Below are 20,453 nucleotides of genomic sequence, written 5' to 3'. Positions count from 1 at the left end.
CATTGACATCGATGGGGTCGCCTGTTCGAGTCAGGCTACGTCCATAATCCACAACTCTTATTTGATTCACATTTCAAAGGTTTATCTTTATTATTGGTTTATAATTTATTCTGCACAAAAACTTAACAGAAAATGAGTAGAATAAACGAGTAAATTTTGCGTTACTCAGGTTTTATTTATGTCTCGTCTCCTCATTAACCAATACCGAAAAGAATTAGAAACCAGAAAACGCTATGGTGGTAGTAGCAATGAAGGCTCAATTCGCTACGCTTTTGCTAATTTATTAAATGGTTATTGTCGCCCACGGGATTTTATTTTAGTCGAAGAATTAATCATCGTTTCTCGTTTGCAAACTAAAATTAGGTTAGATGGTATTATCAAAGACGCATTACGTTTAGATTGGGGATACTGGGAAGCAAAAGACGAAAAAGACAGCCTAGATGCTGAAATTGAGGAGAAATTTAGAAAGGGTTATCCCACCGACAATATTTTATTTGAAGACACCCAAACCGCCGTTTTAATTCAAAATGGTAATGAGTCATTGCGCATCGACATGGCAGAGGATGACGCTTTAGATGCTTTAATTAATCGATTTTTAGACTACGAAAGGGCAGAAGTAAAGGATTTTCGTCAGGCTATCAATAACTTTAGTCAAGATTTACCGATCATAATTGATACTCTCAGAAATTTGATCGATAGTCAAGACCCCTCACCCCTCCAACCCCCCTCTCCCAAGGGCGAGGGGGGAGAAACTTCCCCATCTTCATCTTCATTCCCCTCTCCTGAAGATTTACCCTCACCCCCCAACCCCCTCTCCCACAGGAGAGGGGGAGTTAATGTCAGCACCAAAAATCAAAGTTTCGTTACAGCGCGCGCCAAATTCCTCAAAATCTGTCAAGAATCCATCAATCCTGACATTTCCATTGACGATATTAGAGAGATGATTATTCAGCATATTTTAACTGAAGATATTTTCACTAATATTTTTAGTGATGCCCAATTTCATCAAGAAAATAACATCGCTCGACAATTAAATGAAGTTATTAAAACCTTTTTTACTGGTAATGTTAAACGCAATACTTTTAAAACTATTCAAAGTTATTATAATGCCATCATTCGCACGGCGTCTAGTATTGTTAATCATCAGGAAAAACAAAAGTTTTTAAAAGTTGTTTACGAGAATTTTTATAAAGCATATAATCCTAAAGAAGCTGATCGGTTAGGCATTGTTTACACTCCCAATGAAATTGTTAAATTTATGGTGCAAAGTACCGATTATTTACTAGAAAAACATTTTAATAAAACTTTGGGAGATAAAGGGGTAGAAATTCTTGATCCTTGTACTGGCACTGGTACTTTTATTACGGAAATTTTAGATTATTTATTAACTAGAGATATTACCTATAAGTATCAAAATGAAATTCATTGTAATGAGATGTCAATTTTGCCTTATTACATTGCTAACCTCAATATCGAATACACTTATCAGCAAAAAACGGGTGAATATTTAGAGTTTAATAATATTTGTTTAGTGGATACTTTAAATCCTACTGATAAGGGCGAAAAACAATTAAATATGTTTAGTATGAATGAAGAAAATACCGAACGTATTAAAAATCAAAATGATAAAGATATTTCAGTAATTATTGGTAATCCTCCCTATAATGCTAAACAAGAAAATTTTAATGATAATAACGCTAATCGTAAGTATGAAACCATCGATAAAAGAATCAAAAATAGTTACATAAAAGAAGGCACGGCACAAAATCAAATTGTAGTTTATGATATGTACACCCGTTTTATTCGTTGGGCAACGGATAGATTAGATGATGAGGGAATTATTGCTTTTGTTTCTAATTCTTCTTTTATTGATGCCTTAGCTTTTGATGGTTTTAGAAAAATTATTGCTGAAGAATTTAACGAAATTTGGGTTATTAATACAAAAGGAAATGCCCGTAACAGTGGAGAAAGAAGAAGGCAAGAGGGAGGAAATGTATTTAGTGATTTAATTAAGGTTGGTGTTGCTGTTTATTTTTTGATAAAAAATAAGAAAAGAGAAAGATTTAAAATTTATTATCATGAATTAGAAGATTATTTGAAAGCTGATGATAAAAAAGCCTTTTTTGTTCAAAACAGAATAGAAAATATTAATTTTTTAAGTATAAAACCTGATAGTAATAACAATTGGATTAATCAAACTGATAATGATTTTGATGATTTAATTCCTTTGATTGATAAGGATGTGAAGGCAAGAAAAACTAAGGCAGTTAAAAATGAGGTAACAGGAGACTTAGAAAATAAAATATGTGAGGAGGCAATTTTTCAATTATTTTCTTCTGGATTAAAAACTCAGAGAGATGAATGGGTTTATGGTATTGATAAAGAAAATTTAGAAGCAAAAGTTAAGTTTTTAATTGACACTTATCAAGCCACTTTAAAAGACAGTAATTATCAAGATAAAGATAAAATTAAGTGGGATAGAGAATTAACTAAATATTTACAAAGAGGAATAAAAAAAGAGTTTAATCGTCAACAAATTATTAAAAGTAACTATCGCCCTTTTTATAGTCAATATTTTTACTTTGATAAGCATTTTAATGGTATGACTTATCAATGGTTTAATATTTATAATCCAGATGATTTAGATAACAAAATTATAGCTATTTCTGGTATTGCCCATACTAAACCTTTTTCAACTTATATCATTAATGGTATTTGCGATTTGGGTTTTATTGAAACTTGTCAATGTTTACCATTATATAGATATGAGAATGGAGAGAGAGTAGAGAATATAACGGGATGGGCGCTGGAGAAATTTAGGGAGTATTATCAACCCTCATCCCCCCAGCGCCCTTCACCCAGAGGTTTACCCTCACCCCCCAACCCCCTCTCCCGCAGGAGAGGGGGAGAAGACTCTGTCAAAGGGGAAATAAGGGCAAATTTTATTACGAAGGAAGATTTATCAGAGATAGTCGGGGTAAAACGGGAGATTCCCAGAGAGTTGTTAGAAAAAGCAAGGGAGTTGCGCGCTAAACAAACGTCAACAGAAGTTATTTTGTGGGAATGTTTGCGAAGAAATCAGTTATTTGATTTTAAATTTCGCCGTCAACATAATATAGGTTCATTTATTGTGGATTTTTACTGTCATTCAGCAAAATTGGTAATAGAAGTTGATGGTAAAATTCATGAAGAATTAGAGCAAAAAGATAAAGATAAAAATAGGGATGAATGGTTAAAAAATCAAGGCTTAAAAGTGCTAAGAATTAGCAATGAAATGGTAATTAATAACTTAGAAGAAACCCTAAATATCATCACTAAAAACTTACACCCCTCTCCTGTGGGAGAGGGGCAGGGGGTGAGGGCAGATTCTCCTGTGGGAGAGGGGCAGGGGGTGAGGGCAAATTCTCCTGTGGGAGAAGACTTAGAAATGAGGACAAATTCTATAACTAAAGAAGATATTTTTTATTATGTTTATGGAGTTTTACACAATCCTAAATATCGAGAAAAGTATGAGTTAAATTTAAAGAGAGAATTTCCCAGAATCCCTTTTTATAATGACTTTTGGCAGTGGGCAAATTGGGGTAAAAAATTGATGGATTTACACTTGAATTATGAGACAATCAAACCTTATGAATTGAAAAGGATTGATCAACCCTCACCCCCCCAACCCCCCTCTCCCAAAGGCGAGGGGAATACCCTCACCCCTAACCCCTCTCCCACAAGGCGAGGGGAAATAAAGACAAAGTTAAAAGCGGATAAAATTAAACATCAAATTATTATTGATGAGGTAACTACTTTAACAGAAATTCCGCCCATAGCATGGGAGTATAAATTAGGAAATCGGAGTGCGCTGGAGTGGATTTTAGATCAATATAAAGAGAAAAAACCTAAAGATAAAACCATTGCCGAAAAGTTTAATAATTATCATTTTGCTGACTATAAAGAGGAAGTAATTGAGTTGTTGATGAGAGTAACAATGGTTAGTGTGGAAACGATGAAAATTATTGCAGATATGAATTTATATTAATAAAATTCAGAGCGAGATATTGTATAGTAAAAAAATCTATAGATAAATTTCTTAAAATAAATTAATAACTAAACTTATGCCCTTTACGACTAACCCGATAAAATTTGGTACAGATGGTTGGCGCGGTGTCATCGGTGCTGACTTTACCATGGCAAGAGTAGCGCACCTCGCCCCCCTCTGCGCCCACGTCCTCAAACAATTTCATCCCGAACGTAATACGATTGTAGTAGGATATGATCGGCGTTTTTTGGCGGAAAAATTTGCTCAGGTGGTGGCGGAATCTTTGCAAGAATACGGTTACGATGTTTTACTAGCCAATGATTATGCACCCACACCGGCTTTTAGTTGGTGTGCCTATGATATTCAAGACGGGTTAGGGGCGCTGGTTTTAACTGCTAGTCATAATCCCCCTGAGTATCTCGGTTTGAAGGTGAAGGGCGCTTTTGGTGGTTCGGTTTCTGGGGATGTGACGGCACAAATTGAGGCTTTACTGGATACTACTTTACCTTTACCCAGTCAAAAAGGCACGATTACTAAATTTGACCCTTGGATCAGTTATACCAAACAGTTACAAACATTGGTGGATGTGGCAAAAATTAGGGAAGCGATTACTTCAGGTCAACTTGATGTTACTGTGGATGTGATGCACGGTGCTGCCTCCACTGGGTTAAGTCGTATTTTAGATTGTAATATTAATGAAATTAATCATAACCGAGATGCTTGGTTTGGGGGGAGGGCGCCGGAGCCCCTTGCCCGTTATATTCCTGAGTTATTTCGTATCATCAAAGAAAAAGCCAAAAATAACCCCGAAACTCTCCGCATTGGTTTAGTCTTTGACGGAGATTGTGATCGTATTGCTAGTATTGACGGTGAGGGTAATTATTGTAGTACCCAAACTCTAATCCCTATTTTAATTGAACATTTGGCTAAAAATCGAGGATTACAAGGGCAAATCGTCAAAACCGTTAGCGGATCGGATTTAATCCCCAAAATTGCTCAATTATTCAATATTCCCATCACAGAAACCCCCATCGGTTATAAATATATCGCTGAAAAAATGTTAACTTCTCAAGTGTTGGTAGGTGGTGAAGAATCGGGAGGGGTTGGTTATAGCACCCATATTCCTGAGAGAGACGCGCTGTTATCGGCTTTGTATGTTTTGGAGGCGATAGTGACAACGGGTAAAGATATTGCTCAACTTTACCGAGATTTGCAAGTAATGGTTAATTTTACTTCTGAATATGATCGCATTGATTTACCTTTGGCAAATATGGAGCAAAAAAATCAACTTGAAGTCACTTTAGCCACTAATCCTTTACAAACTATTGCAGGGAAAAAAGTCATTGATTGTTTAGCTATTGATGGTTATAAATATCGTCTTCAGGATGATAGTTGGTTGTTGATTCGTTTTAGTGGCACTGAGCCTTTATTACGTTTGTATTCTGAAGGTAATACCAGTAAAATGGTGCAGGAAAATTTACAATGGGCAAAGCAGGAATTTAGTAGTTAATTGATAATAGACATCTCCAGAAATTCTAGTTTATCGACAGGGATCATTAATAAATTGTTAGTAATTTTTAAAAACAATACTTATATTGATTACTCAAATAATTATTGGAGAGGTCTAATTTATTATCTCCCCTCTCCTGTGGGAGCAGGGCGTTTTCATTCTCAAAAATGTTAGTTTCTCAAACTAGCCAATAATCTGAAATTCAGAGGTTTTTAACTACTAATAAATCAATTAATAGTAAAAAATCCTCCTGTCTCCCTGAATCTCCCCCCTTTTTAAGGGGGGTTGGGGGGGATCATCCTTATATTGTCTTCTTGTCAAAAACAAATCAATTTTGATCCTGACTTTGAAAACACCCTGCTGTGGGAGAGGGGTTGGGGGTGAGGGTAAAGCGTTATAGATTACCCGAACTTGATATAAACCAATTTTTCAGCACTTCCTAAATAACCTGAAACCTGCTACCTGAAACCTCCCTTAACTTAACATTTGAATCAGTGCGTAACGTCAGTAAGGTAAAATAAAAGACTAGATGATCAACATTGACTAAGATAAATATTAATGGATATTAGAGACGGTTTTATCGGCGCCATTGGTAATACTCCTTTGATTCGTTTAAATAGCTTTAGTGACGAAACGGGATGCGAAATTTTAGGTAAAGCAGAATTTCTTAATCCGGGAGGCTCTGTAAAAGATCGTGCTGCCTTATATATTATCCAAGAAGCTGAAAAATCAGGTTTACTGAAACCCGGTGGTACTGTGGTAGAAGGTACTGCCGGTAATACAGGTATCGGTTTAGCTCATATTTGTAATGCAAAAGGCTACAAGTGTGTGATTGTGATTCCTGAAACCCAATCCCAAGAAAAAATGGACGCTTTACGGGCGCTGGGTGCGGAGGTGCGCGCTGTACCGGCTGTGCCTTATCGAGACCCCAATAATTATGTTAAGCTGTCAGGGCGCATTGCCCAAGAAATGGATAATGCTATTTGGGCGAATCAATTTGATAATTTAGCTAATCGGTTGGCGCATTATGAGACGACGGGTGCTGAAATTTGGCAACAAACGGATCATAAAATTGATGCTTGGGTGGCGGCAACTGGCACGGGGGGAACTTTTGCTGGAGTATCTTTGTTCTTAAAGGATCAGAATCCTGATGTTAAGTGTATTTTAGCTGATCCCATGGGTAGCGGTTTGTATAGTTATGTGAAAACGGGCAAGATTGAGATTGAGGGTAATTCTATTACTGAGGGTATTGGTAACAGTCGCATTACGGCTAATATGGAGGGTGTAACCATTGATGATGCGGTTAGGGTTGATGATACTGAGGCGCTAAGGGTAGTTTATCAGTTATTGAGAAAAGATGGTTTATTTATGGGTGGTTCTGTGGGCATTAATGTGGGAGGGGCGCTACAAGTTGCTAGGCAATTAGGTCCGGGTCATACTATTGTTACTATTTTATGTGATGGTGGCGCGCGCTATCAATCCCGTCTCTATAATCCTGAATGGCTAAAATCGAAGGGGCTTTCTGTTGTTTAGATTATATGGGTAGGGCTGTTGCAAAAATCTTGTCAAATAAAAATTTTTAGCATCATAAAAACCCAAAAAAGTGCCAAAAATAGGGTTTTTTAGAGAAAATGCAGTATTTTCTTGTCACTAATCGACAATTTTTAATCAAAGCTCAGAATTTATCATAGTATTCAGTTCTGCGAAAGTCTTTAATTGATAAGCCTTTTCACTATCCACTTCCCACTTCCCTAAGGACGCCACTTTGTCAGCAACCCCTAAATATAAAGTGTTTGTAGGCATATTCAAAATAAAACCTATGGTTTTTGCTATTTTCAACACAAAAGCCCCTCTCCGAAAAGGAAAAGGGTTATTGTGGCGTTTAGAATTAATTAATCTTCTAAATCATCAACCTGTTTAAGATGAATATTTTTGCGCCCTAACACTACTTCAAATTCATCTCCCGGTTTTAAACCCATCTTATCAGTATAGGCTTTGCCGATAGAAAGATTACCGTTAGATTGTACATTGATACGATAATTAGCGGTTCTTCCTCTTCTTTTTGCTTCACTAGAAGGAATAGTATCTAAATCAATTCCCTCTGCATCCATCAGCGCATTAAGGAATTTTACCAAACTAACTCGCTTTTGGTTTCCCTCCGTTACTGTGTAATAACCGCACTTAATCGCTTTTTCTTCTCGGGAGACGTTACCTAGTTTTTTAACTTTTTTGAGTAACTCTTTTCCTACTAATGGTTTTGATTCTTTAGACATTTACTTCCTATTTGTACTTTTTTAACTGGTTGTTTTTTTTTTATTCAGATAACCTGCTCTTTTTACCCATCAATTATAATATACTAACTTGGTAATTATTATTTTTCTACCTCAATTATCACAGTTAAGAAAATCCCACTTTAATCATTAATAAATATTTGCTGACTATCAAGTAGTTAATCTAAACCAAATAATAATTAATGTATTCCGTAAGTTTTTATCAATAAATTGATTTTAACTATTATAAGTAGCTGAGTAAAATTAATTGTGCATTATATTAGCTAATGCCATCACTCGGATATTATGGGCTTTGATTAATTCTTAATTATTCATTAATATCACGACCGTGAGTAAAAGTACCATCACACCGGCAACACTGGCTAGAGGTTCTCCTTTTTTACCACACCAAAAAGAAGACACTTTTCCCGTATATTCATAGCAGTTTAAAGTATCTAAACTAGCGATACTAAATACCCATCCTCCATGAAGCCCAATGGCTGTGGTAATGTTACCACCATTCAGAGTAACAGCATAGAATAACACTAACCCCATCAAAAATAAGCCGGGCAATTGAGGTAAGGAGTTTTCCCTCTCCCAGACAAGATGTAAAAGGGCAAAAATTACACTGGATATTATCGCTACTCCCCACAGGGGAAAGCTATCCCGTAAAAATGCCACAAATACACCCCGAAACATTAATTCCTCAATTCCCCCCACCAAGAGACTCACCAAGAATATTGAAACCACACTAATCAGACTATCTTGCCAAGTCAGGGAAGGTTTTTGCCACTGCCACCATCCCATTAACCACTGTAAGCTATCAATGATTACAATAGTAATAATAGCTACTACATAAGTCCATGAGATAGACTTGATAATACTAGCTTGAGAAATTAAAATTATTTGATTTAACCCTTCTTTACCCATCACCCCCCAAGCCAATAGTGGGGCGATGAGATAGAGAGAGGTAATTAAAGTTAGTTTTTGTGAGTTTGTGAGTGGGGCGCTGGGATGCCATCGAATTAACCTTGCCAAAGGAATAGCTATAGGCAACCAAACTACGCCCCATATTATCAAAAAGATCACTATTTTAATGAGTCCGTGACCATGCCACTGAGCAAAAGAAAATAGATGGTGGGACAAATCAATCATGATTATTTTTCAAGTCAAGGAGATGTCAGAATAGTTTTTTTGATGTTGTTTAGTAATGGTCAAAGAGACTTGCTAAACAAACTAATTTATTCTACTTCATCAAGGTCAAAATCTTCGCCAGTTTGTCTGAGATGAATATGTTTATAACCTAACTTAATTTCAAACTCATCTCCGGGTTGTAAACCCATTTTTTGGGTGTAACTAGAACCGATAACAATTTGACCATTTTTATGCACACTAACTCGGAAAGTGGCTTCTCTTCCTCGACCGTCTTTGGTTCTTTCTGGGTCTAAAGGTACTCCTTTAGCTTCTAATACTGCATCATAAAAGTCGGTTAAATTAACTCTTATTTTACCATTTTTTCCTTCGGTGTAATAACCACAGGCTTTTGCTCTTTCACGACGAGGAACAGTGGATAACTCTTTTACTTTTTGCAATAACTCTTTTCCTGACAAGGGTGAAGTTGCTACTTCTGTCATAGATATTTTTCCTCATTTGTTATTTTTTCTTTCAATAATTTATCATAACAAAATTTTGTCATTTAAGCACTATTTTAAATTTTTTTTTCTAACTAATATTACTATTTTGGGAAAATTTGTCTGCTTTTTCTCTACTTAGTGGTGGTAGAAAATAAGTTTTAATTCTTATGTGGTGGCTTTTTGACATATTTTAAGGTTAAAGAGAAAGATTACGGTCAAAGTAAAATAATTTTAACAAAAATTAAGCTGATCCCCCTTGTGAGTTATAAAATAAGATCAGACAATAGAAATAGCTCAAATAATAATGTCACCATTGCCATGAAAGTTACCTTAAAAATTCTCCGTCAAAATCCTAGTTTAGCGCCTCATTTTCAGGACTATACCTTAGAAGTAAATCCCGAAAATACTATTTTAGAATGTTTAAATAAAATCAAGTGGGAGTTAGATGGTAGTTTAACTTTTCGGAAAAATTGTCGTAATACAATTTGTGGTAGTTGTGGCATGAAAATTAATGGGCGTTCGGCTTTAGCTTGTAAGGAGAATATCAAGGGAGAGTTAAATCGTCTTGGTTTTAATGAGGGGGAAAAAATTCCAGAAATTGTGATTTCACCTTTCAATAATCTACCGGTGATTAAAGATTTGGTGGTGAAGATGGATCAATTTTGGCAGGATTTAGAAAAGGTTGACCCTTACGTTAGTAGTAAAAGTCGTAGCTTAACGGAAAGAGAGTTTTTACAAACTCCTGAAGAAAGAAATTTGCTTTCTCAAACGGGTAATTGTATTTTGTGTGGGGCTTGTTATTCTGAGTGTAATGGTAAGGAGGTGAATGGTAATTTTGTGGGACCTCATGCTTTGGCAAAAAGTTATCGTTTGATTGATGATTCTAGGGATAATATGACTGGGGAAAGGTTGAAGAAAAATAATACTATTGAAGAGGGTGTTTGGGGTTGCACTAGGTGTTTTTTATGTGAGGAAGTTTGCCCTATGGATGTAGCGCCCCTCACCCAAATTACGAAAATTAAAAGTCGTCTTTTAGACACTGAATCACCGAAGGATAATACTCCGGTGCGACACCGCAAAGTATTAGTGGATTTAGTGAAAGAAGGTGGTTGGGTGGATGAGCGTAAGTTTGCCCTTTTTGTGATCGGTAATTATTTTCGTAGTGTCAAGGGTTTATTGAGTTTGATTCCCGTTGGTTTGAAGGTGGTGGGTGCTGGGAAAATGCCTTTTAGTTTTGAGCCGTCGGAGGGCGCTGGAGAGGTGAAAAGTTTAATTGAAGCGGTGCAATCTAAGAAAGAATAGGGAGATAGGGAGACAGGGAGAAGGGGGGATAAAATTTAGAATTTAGAATTTAGAAAACAATTACTTCTATATTCTTCATTCCTTTTACTGCCCATTGTCAATTATCAATTATCCATTGTTCTTTGCTCTTTTTGCACAAAATAAGGTATATTTTAGAATCAAGAGTAAAAAGTAACTGTCAAAACCTACAGTCAATTACAGAGAAAAACATCTGACTATGTCTAATTCCCCCCATAATTAACCTTTCAGAAGAAGACAAATATTGATATCCAGCGCCCTTCACCGTTATCTCTACTTAGTTGAGTAAACATCAAGAGAGAAAAAATACCCAACTAATTAGAGTCGGGAAAACTGGAAAAAATAATAGTCAGAGACCAAAGTTTAAGGAACAACTCCACTAAATTTTCTCCCCACTGTCAGGAAAAAAGTAACTTTTGACTCCTAAAGAGGTCAAAAAAGCAAAATATTTAGCTTTAACCATACCTCACATTAAATGTTCACAAAAAATAGATATTGACAGGACGATTATCAATGGAATTTTCAATCGCTACAATTCTTGCTCACCTTAGCCAAGATAAATTAGTACCGGGTAAAACTTTAGAAAAAAAATTGGGTTGTGAAGACCCAGAAGAGCTAGAAAAACTACAAATTGCCCTCGATGTACTAGAAAAAATTGGCGTTGTCACCAAAGAATTTGGTAAATATCGCCGAGTCTCCGAAGCTGACGTAGTAGAAGCTAAATTACGTTGTTCTAGTAAAGGATTTTGCTTCGCCATCCAAGACGAAGAAGATGCTGACGACATCTATATCAGAGAAAGTCACCTCAATCACGCTTGGAATAGTGACCGAGTTTTAGTCAAAATTATCAAAGAAGGCACGAGAAGAAGATCTCCCGAAGGAGAAGTTAAACTAATCACCGAAAGGGCAAACCCCTCAGTTTTAGCCCGAGTGGTGCAAGATGAACAAGAATTTCGAGCCGTACCTCTCGATGACCGACTTCTCTTTGAGGTAAAACTCAAAGATGAACCAGAGTCCCTCAGGGATGCTATTAATCACCTCGTTCATGTTAACGTCTTAAGGTATCCCATCGGACAAAATCCTCCTATTGGTAAGGTAATGAGGGTTTTAGGCAGTGATGCAGAAGCCGCCGCCGATACTGATATTGTCTCTTCTAAGCATGACTTACCCCAAGATTTTTCCGAGCGAGTCTTAAAAAAAGTTGCTGATATGACATCCATCATCAGCGAGGAAGAGTTAGCCAAACGTCTCGATTTACGGGAGCAATTAACCATCACCCTAGAACAAGATAACGTTGTTGGCTTAGATTTATTAATTGAAAATGCTTTTACCCTTGAGCAAAACGAGCAAGGAAATTGGTGTTTAGGGGTGCATATTGCTGATGTTGCCCATTATGTGGAAGCGGATACACACCTCGACAGAGAAGCCCGTAAACGAGCTACTACAGTTCATTTAGCTGATAAAATCATCCCTCTCTTACCCCCTGCGGTGGAGAAATGCTGTTCTTTGGTAGCGGGAGAAGATCGCTTGACTGTATCAGTATTTATTACTTTTGATGACAAAGGGCAAGTAATAGAATATAATTTGCAACCTTCTGTCGTACGAGTGGATCATCATTTAACCTACAAAGAGATTCAAAACATGATCGGTTTAGGCACTGCTAAAGATAATTTAGCGCCCGTCTTACCTATGTTAAACCAAATTTTCTTTACCCTCAGTCCGTTGGTAAAAGCGCAACGGTTACAAAGGGGAGGTTTCGACATTGCTTTGGATGAGATTACTTCTTATTTCAAGGATGAAGGGCGCATTGGTGCTATCGCTTCCTATGCCGAGCTACCAGTACTATCCCTCATGACAGAGTTAATGGTATTAGTGGGTAAACTGGTGGCAGAACATTTACATGAGTTAAGTTTACCGGCAATTTATTGTACCCAAGCCAAGCCGGATTGGGATGAATTGGAAGACTTATTAAAATTAGTAACTAACCTCAGCCTTGATTTTACCCTCCAATCAGAGGAGGATTTGTTACCTCTCGACTACTACCATTTGACCCAAGAATTTGGCAAATCTGACTATGATAAGGTGTTAAATTATTTGTTATTATGTTCCCTCAAGGATGATAAATATACCCAACATCCAGCGCCCCATTTTGGTTTAGCCTATCCTATTTATACCCATTGTGTTTCTCCCGGACAACGTTACATCGATTTACATATTCAAAGGGTAATTAAGGGCATGTTTGATCATGGGCGCGATCGCCGTCATAGCAATACCAAAAAAGGTGTTAACCTAAGAAGCAATCTCTGTCATGGGGAAATTCACTGGAATGTTTTACCCCCAGCCATTCAAGCTAATTTGGAAGCTGATTTACATTCTTTAGTAACTCACCTCAATGAAAGGGAAAAAATTGCCCATGATGCGGAAAAAGATTTGGCTGGTTTGAAAAAGGCAGAAAAAATGAAAGATTGCACAGGTCAAATCTTCAGTGGTTTAATTACCGGTGTCCAATCCTATGGCTTTTTTGTCCAAATTGAGGATTCTTTGGTGGAGGGTTTAGTTCATGTTAGCTCACTTAAAGATGATTGGTATGAACATCGACCACGCCATACCTGTTTAGTGGGGCGCAAAAATCGCACGGCTTATCGTTTAGGGGATAAAGTCGAGGTGGAAATTAAAAGCGTTGATTATTACCGTCAGCAAGTTGATTTAGTTACGGTGCGCGGTGGTAGTGATGCTGTTGATGCTGATTTTGAGGATTAGTTAGTCTCTAGTGATGAAAAAAGGGCAAAGGTGACTAGGTTTCAGGCTTCAGGTTGCAGGTTTCAGGTGTAATTTTCAAACCTAATACCTAACACCCGATACCCGACACCTTTACAACTGTGCTTAAAACCTTTATTTGACAAGAGTTTTGATTTATTCAGCAAACCCGAATTATATCAGGTTTGGATAATTACTTATTAAAAGATTGTATCTTCGCTACTTCCCCACCGTGTAATGAATTACACGGAACCAACGGAATCACGTTCAATAAATTGAACTAATATTATTTTTAGTTAATTTATAAGTTATCAAACAAACTTGATATGAGTCTATTTTTCTACACCCACATCAAAAAAAAATTGATACATATTTATGGTTAATGCACCAAAAATATATAACTTAATACCATTGATTTTAAAGTATTTAAACCTTTGCCCTTTGCCCCTTGCCCTTTTCCCTTTTGAATTAAATTCCTGTTACGGACATTTCTAGGGTTGCCTTGTAGGTTTGTTGAGGTTTAAGATGTATTAGCTTATCACCTGTATTTATAGCATTGCGCGGCGCACTCCACGGCTCAACACAGATAAAGTCTTTCCCTTTTACTGTCCAAAATACTAAGGTTGTGAAAAAATCGGAGTATTCTAAGGTGATTTTATGGTTTCTTTTGCGATTTAGGAAAGAGGCACGGGCGCTGTTAATTTTTTTAAAGGCTATGTCTATTTCTTCTTGTTCATAGTCTAATGAATTGTCAAAAGGATAGGTCTTATCTCCTGTTTTATTGGTATATTCTGTGGCTGGAATAATTAATTCAATTTGTTGTTTATCCTGACACCAAAAATAAGGATGAAAACCAGCGCTAAAGGGCATTATTTCTTGTGATTTGTTTATATATTCTTGCTCAATAATAATTTTATTTGCCACCAGTTTATAGGTGAAGTTTATTTCAAATTCAAAGGGATATACTTTCATTGTTTCCTTATTACTAAGTAAGCGTAGGGTGAGGTGCGCTGATTTTTCGTCACAGGATTGCGCCACTACTTGCCAAGGTAAATCCCTTGCAAAACCATGTTGTTTTAGTTGATATTTTTTGTCTTGATAGTGAAAAATATTATCGGGTAAGTTGCCACAAATAGGAAATAAAATTGGATTACCACCTCTGACACTAAGTTGAGGATTTTTGAATCTTTCCTCGTCTAAGTAAAATATATCTTGTCCTTGTTTTTTCCACTTGGTTATTATTCCTCCTTTTTCTGGCACGATCTCAACATGGGAGTTGTTATTTTCGTCTTTGAGTATATAGGTGAGATAGTCTTCATTTTTGATGGAAATATTAAACATAAATTGTTTTCTAAATTAGTATTTGTTGTAAATAATAGCAAAATATTGCGCTGATAACAGGTACTGTTAAGTTATCTATGCCTAACCACGAAAATGACTCTAAAAATGTGGCAATTATTGCCGTTAAAATAGCGACTATGATTAAATCATTTTGCCAAGACTGAGTTAGGGTTAAAATTACTAAAACTACTACAAAACTTACTAACATCATGGTAAATGAGCCTTCCCAACTTTTTTTATTTCCTAGTAAAACATACTTATTTTTGCCCCATTTTTGACCAATGAGCGCCGCCAGCGCGTCTCCCCATGTCATAATCAAAATGCCGATAACTGTAAATTGTGGGAGGGATTTTTGCCAGAATAACCACGCTAAAATACCAATACTTAGGGCATAAAATAAAGTGCCTAAACTTTTTCGCCCGACACTGTTAACGCTAGGCAAAATTGGTAATAAATAAGATGTAATTGCCACTAATCCAGCACCCCCCGACGCTACAAGAATTAAATTAGTAGGTATCTTCAACCACCATGCCATTAGGATAACTTGACCGGCTCCAATATGAACAATTTTTCTAGTAATTTCTGATTCTAGTTGATATTTTCGGCTTAAAGTCTCGGCAGTAAAAATTAATAAACCCAAGTATATAAACACGAGAAGGGCGCTGGATAAATCTTCTCTATTAATAGCTAAAATTTCATTTAAAGTTAAATTCATTAGTTGAAATAATATGTTAAAATATGATTATTATTAAACCTAATGTTATCATAAGCAATCTCAATTAAAAAACTTTTAAATATTAACTTTTTAAATATTTTCCAGAATAATAAAGGGTTAAAACTCCATATTTTAAGAAGTGAGCAAATTTAATAGTAGTCCGAGCTACCTTTAATTTATATTTGTTTCTTGTCCTTTGATTTGCGTAAATACTATTAAATATAATGGCTGAAAATAGTTTATCATTTATTCGTCAAGATTTACTTTCTTTGAGTGCATATCACCCAGCGCCCGTCACCGATAATCGAAACTTAGTACGTTTAGATGCCAATGAAAGTCCTTTTAATTTACCTGATGAAATTAGAGAAAAATTAGCAATTTTTTATGAGCAAAAAATTGCCACTAATCGTTATCCTGATGGTAGCCATTTACCATTAAAACAATTAATGGCAGAATACCTTAATGAATCTGCCCATTTAAAAGGTGAAATTACACCTGATTTTATCTCATTAGGAAGTGGCTCGGATGAGTTAATTCGCTCTATTTTAATTGCTACTTGTTTGAATAATCAAGGGTCAATTTTAGTCTTTAATCCCACCTTTTCTATGTATGGTATTTTAGCCCAAACATTGGGGATTCCCGTTGTTAACATTAATCGTAACGAAGTGGATTTTAGTATTGATTTAGAAAAAGCAAATCAAGCTATTAATAACCCTGATTCTTTACCCATAAAAGTAGTTTTTGTGGTGCATCCTAATTCTCCCACTGCTAATTGTTTAACACCTAAAGAAATTGAGTGGTTAAAAAGTTTATCAAAAGATATTTTAGTAGTAATTGATGAGGCTTATTATGAATTTAGTCAACAAACTTTATTACCTGAATTATTATCCCATTCAAACTGGTTAATATTACGCACTTTTTCTAAGGCTTTTCGATTGGCGGCGCATCGGGTGGGGGGCGCTGTGGCTCATTCGGCTATTATTACCATATTAGAAAAAATAAGACTTCCCTATAATTTACCCACTTTTTCTCAACTAGCCACCATTACCGCTTTAGAAAATCGAGCCTTAATTTTACCTTCTATTCAAGAGGTAATGAATGAACAAAAAAGGGTTTATGATGCTTTGATTTGTAATGATAAAATTAAAGTTTGGTCTAGTGATGCTAACTTTATTTATGTACGTTTAAAAGGAGAAGTCGAAACAGAAGATTATCAACAAATTTTAGACAGTTTTAAAGAAGATAATATTTTCATTCGTTATACGGGAGGAGGTTTCCGAATTTCCATTGGTAATAAGCACGAAAATGATCGTTTTTTAAGCAGGTTTAATGAGATTTTCGGCGGAGGGCGCTGTTAAAGTAGGGATAGAAATGCTTTACCCTCACCTCCAACCCCTCTCCCACAGCAGGGTGTTTTCAAAGTCAGGATCAAAATTGATTTGTTTTTGACAAGAAGACAATATAAGGATGATCCCCCCCAACCCCCCTTAAAAAGGGGGGAGATTCAGGGAGACAGGAGGATTTTTTACTATTAATTGATTTATTAGTAGTTAAAAACCTCTGAATTTCAGATTATTGGCTAGTTTGAGAAACTAACATTTTTGAGAATGAAAACGCCCTGCTCCCACAGGAGAGGGGAGATTCATTATCAATTGTCAATTCTCCTCATAATATCAAGTCTGCTTGAACACTTACAAATTAGTAATATCAACATCTTAGTTCAATTTATTGAACGAAAAATCATTAGCCGTGTAATTCATTACACGGTGGGTAAAGTGCGAAGAGATAATCTATTTGTAACTAATTATCTGAACTTAATATAACTTAACTTTTTGTTCACATCTAATTAGGGTCTGCTGAATAAATCAAAACCCTTGTTAAATAAAGGTTTAAAGTCTATTCTACATAACAAAAAGTGTCATAAATTGACTTTTTTCTCCAAAAATACTGTATTTTTTTTCATCCCAGTCAAAAATTCTACATTCTACATTCTCAATTCTACATTCTCAATTCCCTCCCCTCAGCAAAATACTTTTTCAGCAACCCCTACCTAATTAAACAGCGCCCGTCTTCTTTAGCACCACCGCAATAGTTTTGAGAATTAAAATTAAATCATATTTTACCGACCATTTACGCTGATATTCTAAATCTAGCGCCACAATTTCCTCAAAATCCAAAATATGAGAGCGCCCTTTTACCTGCCATTCCCCCGTTAAACCGGGTTTGACATTTAAACGTAAAAGATGATAAGAATTGTAGTAAGAAACTTCTTGGGGGGTTGGAGGGCGCGTGCCAACTAAACTCATGTCACCCTTTAATACATTCCAAAATTGCGGAAACTCATCTAAACTGCAACTACGAATAATCTTACCAACTTTCGTAATTCTAGGGTCTTGGTGATTTTTGAAAATATGCCCCTTCGCCTGATTACTAACCAAATGTCGCTTTTTTTCCGCATCAACAGTCATAGAACGAAATTTTGTAATTGTAAAAACTTCTCCTTTTAATCCGCAACGTTTTTGATGAAAAAAAATAGGACCAGTACTATCTAATTTAATCAAAATAGCTAAAGGAATAAATACAATACTGGTGATAGATAAACCTACCAGCGCCCCCAACACATCAATTAAACGTTTGAGCTTACTATAAACAGAAGGATGAACTTCATCGGTAGGATTATCAGAACAAAAATCAGTTTCCATTGATGAATTAAGATATCTCATGAAAGGGGGCGTAAAATTGCTATTAAAAACATAACATAACAATCAATCATGAGAGCAAAATTATTTTCCTAAAGATAACTCCCCTTTCTTCCCTAGAATACCCTGCGGACGTGATACCATTAGCACCATTAAAATTAAACCAATAATCATAATTCTCAGCGCCCCTAACTGAGCATCATCGAGTAAATCTGAACCACTAAACATAAACCGAGTTAAAGAATAATAACCCCAAAAAATTAAAGAGCCTAAAATACTTCCAGCATTATTACCCGAACCACCTAAAACCACGATAATCCAAGCATTGAAGGTTAATAAAGGCTCAAAACCGCTAGGATAAATAGTCGTTAACTGCCAAGCATAAAAAGCGCCCGCCACCCCAGCAATAGCACCACCCAACATAAAAGCCTGTAACTTATACCAAAAAACATTTTTGCCCAAAGCACGAGGAATCTCCTCATCTTCTCGAATGGCTTTTAATACTCTACCCCAAGGGGAATGCACCAAAATCTCTAAACCGTAGTAAACTACAGCCAAAGCAATTAAAACCAATAACATTAAACCAGCTTTATAACTGTAATTATATAAAGCCATTACAGCATTAATATAAACCATGCCACCCACAACCAAAGCCACTGCACCCCAAAACAAAACTAAAGCGCGCGCGGAAGCCTGAAAACTTTTTCCTTTTATCTCTCTCCCTAGGCGCAACTGTTGACGAAGATTAATAGTAATACGCCAAGCGACAAAAATAGTTAACAATGTCAAAATGAAAATCATCATTAACCTACCTAAAAAATTGGGCTGAAAATCACCAAAGGGCAACGGAAAACGTTGAATGCCGAAAGTGCCTTTTGTCAACCATTGTTCATTTTGTACCACTAAGCGGATAAACTCTGCACCGCCAATAGTAACAATAGCTAAATAGTCTTGTCTTAAGCGAATACTGGTAGCACCAATGAGAAAACCTAAAATTGCAGCGCCCACCGCCCCAATCACCACCGCTAAAAGCATTGGCACACCTTGCAGGGTTAATAATACCGTAGTATAGGCGCCAATGGTCATAAATGCCACATGACCAAAATTAATTAACCCTGTAAAACCCCATTGTAAATTTAAACCGAGGGCAAAAATACTATATAAAGCCGTGGAAATTGTTAAAAATACCAGATATTGAATCATTTTAAGTTAATGATCTTTCATGCAACTACATCATCATATAACAATAGTTACCTTTTGCTTTGTCACAAATTATCATTAATTATCGGGGAGAAACTGCTGAGGGATGAGTATTACACCCTAAACCGTAGGCAGAACTAACTCTAATTAACGGGCAAATATGGCTTAAACGATCAATGAATAAGAAGTTAATAGTCTTATCAAAAAACGGTGGAGGGCGCTGGTAAAAAAAATCGACAATCCAATCCAACAGTATTATGCCAATCTCAAGTTAGCAGATTAATAATAAAAATTTCTTTAGGAAGTCTTATTGACTTTTATTACTATTTACTTCATAATTATTATCTATTGACTAAAATAGTCAACTAAAAGATTATGTTTTTGCAAAAAAAATACTACTAGATAGATCATATGAAGTTCACACAGTTAAGGACAATTAACTAATCTGCGCTTAGGTTTTACTTGACTCAATGTAGTAAAAGGTAACTTATTTTATTGATAATTAATTACTGAAACCTGATATTACCGTAGATTTAAGCTCATCAATTTAAGTATTATCTTCAGATAATTTTGATAGTAGGTTAGCATTATTTGCAAAAAAAATAAGAAATATCCTCAATAAGTGTAGTAGCACCAATGAAAAAAAGCCTTTTAACTATTATCGGTCTGATTCTCAGCTTGAGTTTAGTCATTTTCACGGGTTATGACAGCGCCCTTGCCGTCACCAGCGCCCTCCCCTCTACGGAAACGAAATAGGTGGAAGTACAAGCCACTCCAGCGCCCTCCACTCAATCAAGTGAGGAATTACAAGCTACCCCTGCGCCCGTCACCCCATCAAATGAGAAAGAAGCGGTTAAAGAGAAAGGGAAGAAAGACAAACATGGCAAAAAACACCAAAAGAAAGACTCAGAAACCACCAGTAAATCTGAAACTTTAGCAGAAGAAGCGCCTTTAGCGTCGTAATTGCAGACAAAAAAAAA

The 20,453-nt window shown here is 36.1% G+C and carries 15 protein-coding genes; 7 read left to right on the top strand and 8 right to left on the bottom strand.

Annotated elements, in window-relative coordinates; genetic code table 11:
* Positions 1-178: 178 nt before the first annotated feature.
* The 3 genes from IGQ45_10395 to IGQ45_10385 all read left to right on the top strand — a co-directional run bounded on the left by IGQ45_10395 (position 179) and on the right by IGQ45_10385 (position 7,070).
* Positions 179-4,027 (top strand): DUF559 domain-containing protein, encoded by a 3,849-nt coding sequence (locus IGQ45_10395; GenBank protein ID MBF2057606.1) that lies wholly within the window; start codon positions 179-181, stop codon positions 4,025-4,027.
* 76 nt (positions 4,028-4,103) lie between these two features.
* The gene (locus IGQ45_10390) at positions 4,104-5,537 is read left to right on the top strand and encodes a phosphoglucomutase/phosphomannomutase family protein (protein ID MBF2057605.1); all 1,434 of its coding nucleotides are present in this window, start codon (positions 4,104-4,106) and stop codon (positions 5,535-5,537) included.
* 558 nt (positions 5,538-6,095) lie between these two features.
* Positions 6,096-7,070 (top strand): cysteine synthase A, encoded by a 975-nt coding sequence (locus IGQ45_10385; protein ID MBF2057604.1) that lies wholly within the window; start codon positions 6,096-6,098, stop codon positions 7,068-7,070.
* Between the two features lie 359 nt (positions 7,071-7,429).
* Here the strand turns inward: IGQ45_10385 and IGQ45_10380 are convergent, their stop codons facing one another.
* From IGQ45_10380 to IGQ45_10370, 3 genes are all read right to left on the bottom strand, one after another.
* Entirely contained in the window at positions 7,430-7,810 is a 381-nt protein-coding gene (locus IGQ45_10380) for an AbrB family transcriptional regulator (protein ID MBF2057603.1), read from the bottom strand.
* A 321-nt stretch (positions 7,811-8,131) separates the two neighbouring features.
* Positions 8,132-8,962, bottom strand: coding sequence for a CPBP family intramembrane metalloprotease (locus IGQ45_10375; protein MBF2057602.1), 831 nt, complete (start codon positions 8,960-8,962; stop codon positions 8,132-8,134).
* A gap of 86 nt (positions 8,963-9,048) precedes the next feature.
* The gene (locus tag IGQ45_10370) at positions 9,049-9,441 is read right to left on the bottom strand and encodes an AbrB family transcriptional regulator (GenBank protein MBF2057601.1); all 393 of its coding nucleotides are present in this window, start codon (positions 9,439-9,441) and stop codon (positions 9,049-9,051) included.
* A gap of 318 nt (positions 9,442-9,759) precedes the next feature.
* Here IGQ45_10370 and IGQ45_10365 point away from each other — a divergent pair, with 318 nt between their 5' ends.
* Both IGQ45_10365 and IGQ45_10360 read left to right on the top strand, forming a co-directional pair.
* Entirely contained in the window at positions 9,760-10,743 is a 984-nt protein-coding gene (locus tag IGQ45_10365; protein ID MBF2057600.1) for a succinate dehydrogenase/fumarate reductase iron-sulfur subunit, read from the top strand.
* 531 nt (positions 10,744-11,274) lie between these two features.
* Positions 11,275-13,521, top strand: coding sequence for a VacB/RNase II family 3'-5' exoribonuclease (locus tag IGQ45_10360; GenBank protein ID MBF2057599.1), 2,247 nt, complete (start codon positions 11,275-11,277; stop codon positions 13,519-13,521).
* A 465-nt stretch (positions 13,522-13,986) separates the two neighbouring features.
* Here the strand turns inward: IGQ45_10360 and IGQ45_10355 are convergent, their stop codons facing one another.
* A complete protein-coding gene (locus tag IGQ45_10355; protein MBF2057598.1) occupies positions 13,987-14,859 on the bottom strand; it encodes an aldose epimerase in 873 nt (290 codons plus the stop codon).
* A 10-nt stretch (positions 14,860-14,869) separates the two neighbouring features.
* Positions 14,870-15,574 (bottom strand): phosphatidate cytidylyltransferase, encoded by a 705-nt coding sequence (locus IGQ45_10350; protein ID MBF2057597.1) that lies wholly within the window; start codon positions 15,572-15,574, stop codon positions 14,870-14,872.
* Positions 15,575-15,798: 224 nt separating this feature from the next.
* Between IGQ45_10350 and IGQ45_10345 the strand changes: the two genes are divergently transcribed.
* Positions 15,799-16,932, top strand: a complete 1,134-nt coding sequence (locus tag IGQ45_10345; GenBank protein ID MBF2057596.1) for a histidinol-phosphate transaminase — start codon at positions 15,799-15,801, stop codon at positions 16,930-16,932.
* 696 nt (positions 16,933-17,628) lie between these two features.
* Here the strand turns inward: IGQ45_10345 and IGQ45_10340 are convergent.
* The 3 genes from IGQ45_10340 to IGQ45_10330 all read right to left on the bottom strand — a co-directional run bounded on the left by IGQ45_10340 (position 17,629) and on the right by IGQ45_10330 (position 19,723).
* The gene (locus IGQ45_10340) at positions 17,629-18,297 is read right to left on the bottom strand and encodes a sugar transferase (protein MBF2057595.1); all 669 of its coding nucleotides are present in this window, start codon (positions 18,295-18,297) and stop codon (positions 17,629-17,631) included.
* Positions 18,298-18,357: 60 nt separating this feature from the next.
* Positions 18,358-19,476 (bottom strand): branched-chain amino acid ABC transporter permease, encoded by a 1,119-nt coding sequence (locus tag IGQ45_10335; GenBank protein ID MBF2057594.1) that lies wholly within the window; start codon positions 19,474-19,476, stop codon positions 18,358-18,360.
* Between the two features lie 79 nt (positions 19,477-19,555).
* Positions 19,556-19,723, bottom strand: a complete 168-nt coding sequence (locus IGQ45_10330) for a hypothetical protein (GenBank protein MBF2057593.1) — start codon at positions 19,721-19,723, stop codon at positions 19,556-19,558.
* A gap of 506 nt (positions 19,724-20,229) precedes the next feature.
* Here IGQ45_10330 and IGQ45_10325 point away from each other — a divergent pair.
* Complete coding sequence (locus tag IGQ45_10325) at positions 20,230-20,436, top strand: hypothetical protein (protein MBF2057592.1); 207 nt, start codon at positions 20,230-20,232, stop codon at positions 20,434-20,436.
* Positions 20,437-20,453: the final 17 nt, after the last annotated feature.

The organism is Cyanobacterium sp. T60_A2020_053 (genome assembly GCA_015272165.1).
Classification (GTDB): domain Bacteria; phylum Cyanobacteriota; class Cyanobacteriia; order Cyanobacteriales; family Cyanobacteriaceae; genus Cyanobacterium.
This window is presented reverse-complemented; position numbering and strand designations above follow the sequence as displayed.

Bases quoted from the DNA above. Each gene is read 5' to 3' on its own strand.
- IGQ45_10365 (MBF2057600.1), top strand. From the start codon at position 9,760: ATGAAAGTTACCTTAAAAATTCTCCGTCAAAATCCTAGTTTAGCGCCT.
- IGQ45_10375 (MBF2057602.1), bottom strand. From the start codon at position 8,962: ATGATTGATTTGTCCCACCATCTATTTTCTTTTGCTCAGTGGCATGGT.
- IGQ45_10370 (MBF2057601.1), bottom strand. From the start codon at position 9,441: ATGACAGAAGTAGCAACTTCACCCTTGTCAGGAAAAGAGTTATTGCAA.
- IGQ45_10345 (MBF2057596.1), top strand. From the start codon at position 15,799: ATGGCTGAAAATAGTTTATCATTTATTCGTCAAGATTTACTTTCTTTG.
- IGQ45_10360 (MBF2057599.1), top strand. From the start codon at position 11,275: ATGGAATTTTCAATCGCTACAATTCTTGCTCACCTTAGCCAAGATAAA.
- IGQ45_10380 (MBF2057603.1), bottom strand. From the start codon at position 7,810: ATGTCTAAAGAATCAAAACCATTAGTAGGAAAAGAGTTACTCAAAAAA.
- IGQ45_10385 (MBF2057604.1), top strand. From the start codon at position 6,096: ATGGATATTAGAGACGGTTTTATCGGCGCCATTGGTAATACTCCTTTG.
- IGQ45_10335 (MBF2057594.1), bottom strand. From the start codon at position 19,476: ATGATTCAATATCTGGTATTTTTAACAATTTCCACGGCTTTATATAGT.
- IGQ45_10355 (MBF2057598.1), bottom strand. From the start codon at position 14,859: ATGTTTAATATTTCCATCAAAAATGAAGACTATCTCACCTATATACTC.
- IGQ45_10390 (MBF2057605.1), top strand. From the start codon at position 4,104: ATGCCCTTTACGACTAACCCGATAAAATTTGGTACAGATGGTTGGCGC.
- IGQ45_10350 (MBF2057597.1), bottom strand. From the start codon at position 15,574: ATGAATTTAACTTTAAATGAAATTTTAGCTATTAATAGAGAAGATTTA.
- IGQ45_10340 (MBF2057595.1), bottom strand. From the start codon at position 18,297: ATGAGATATCTTAATTCATCAATGGAAACTGATTTTTGTTCTGATAAT.
- IGQ45_10395 (MBF2057606.1), top strand. From the start codon at position 179: ATGTCTCGTCTCCTCATTAACCAATACCGAAAAGAATTAGAAACCAGA.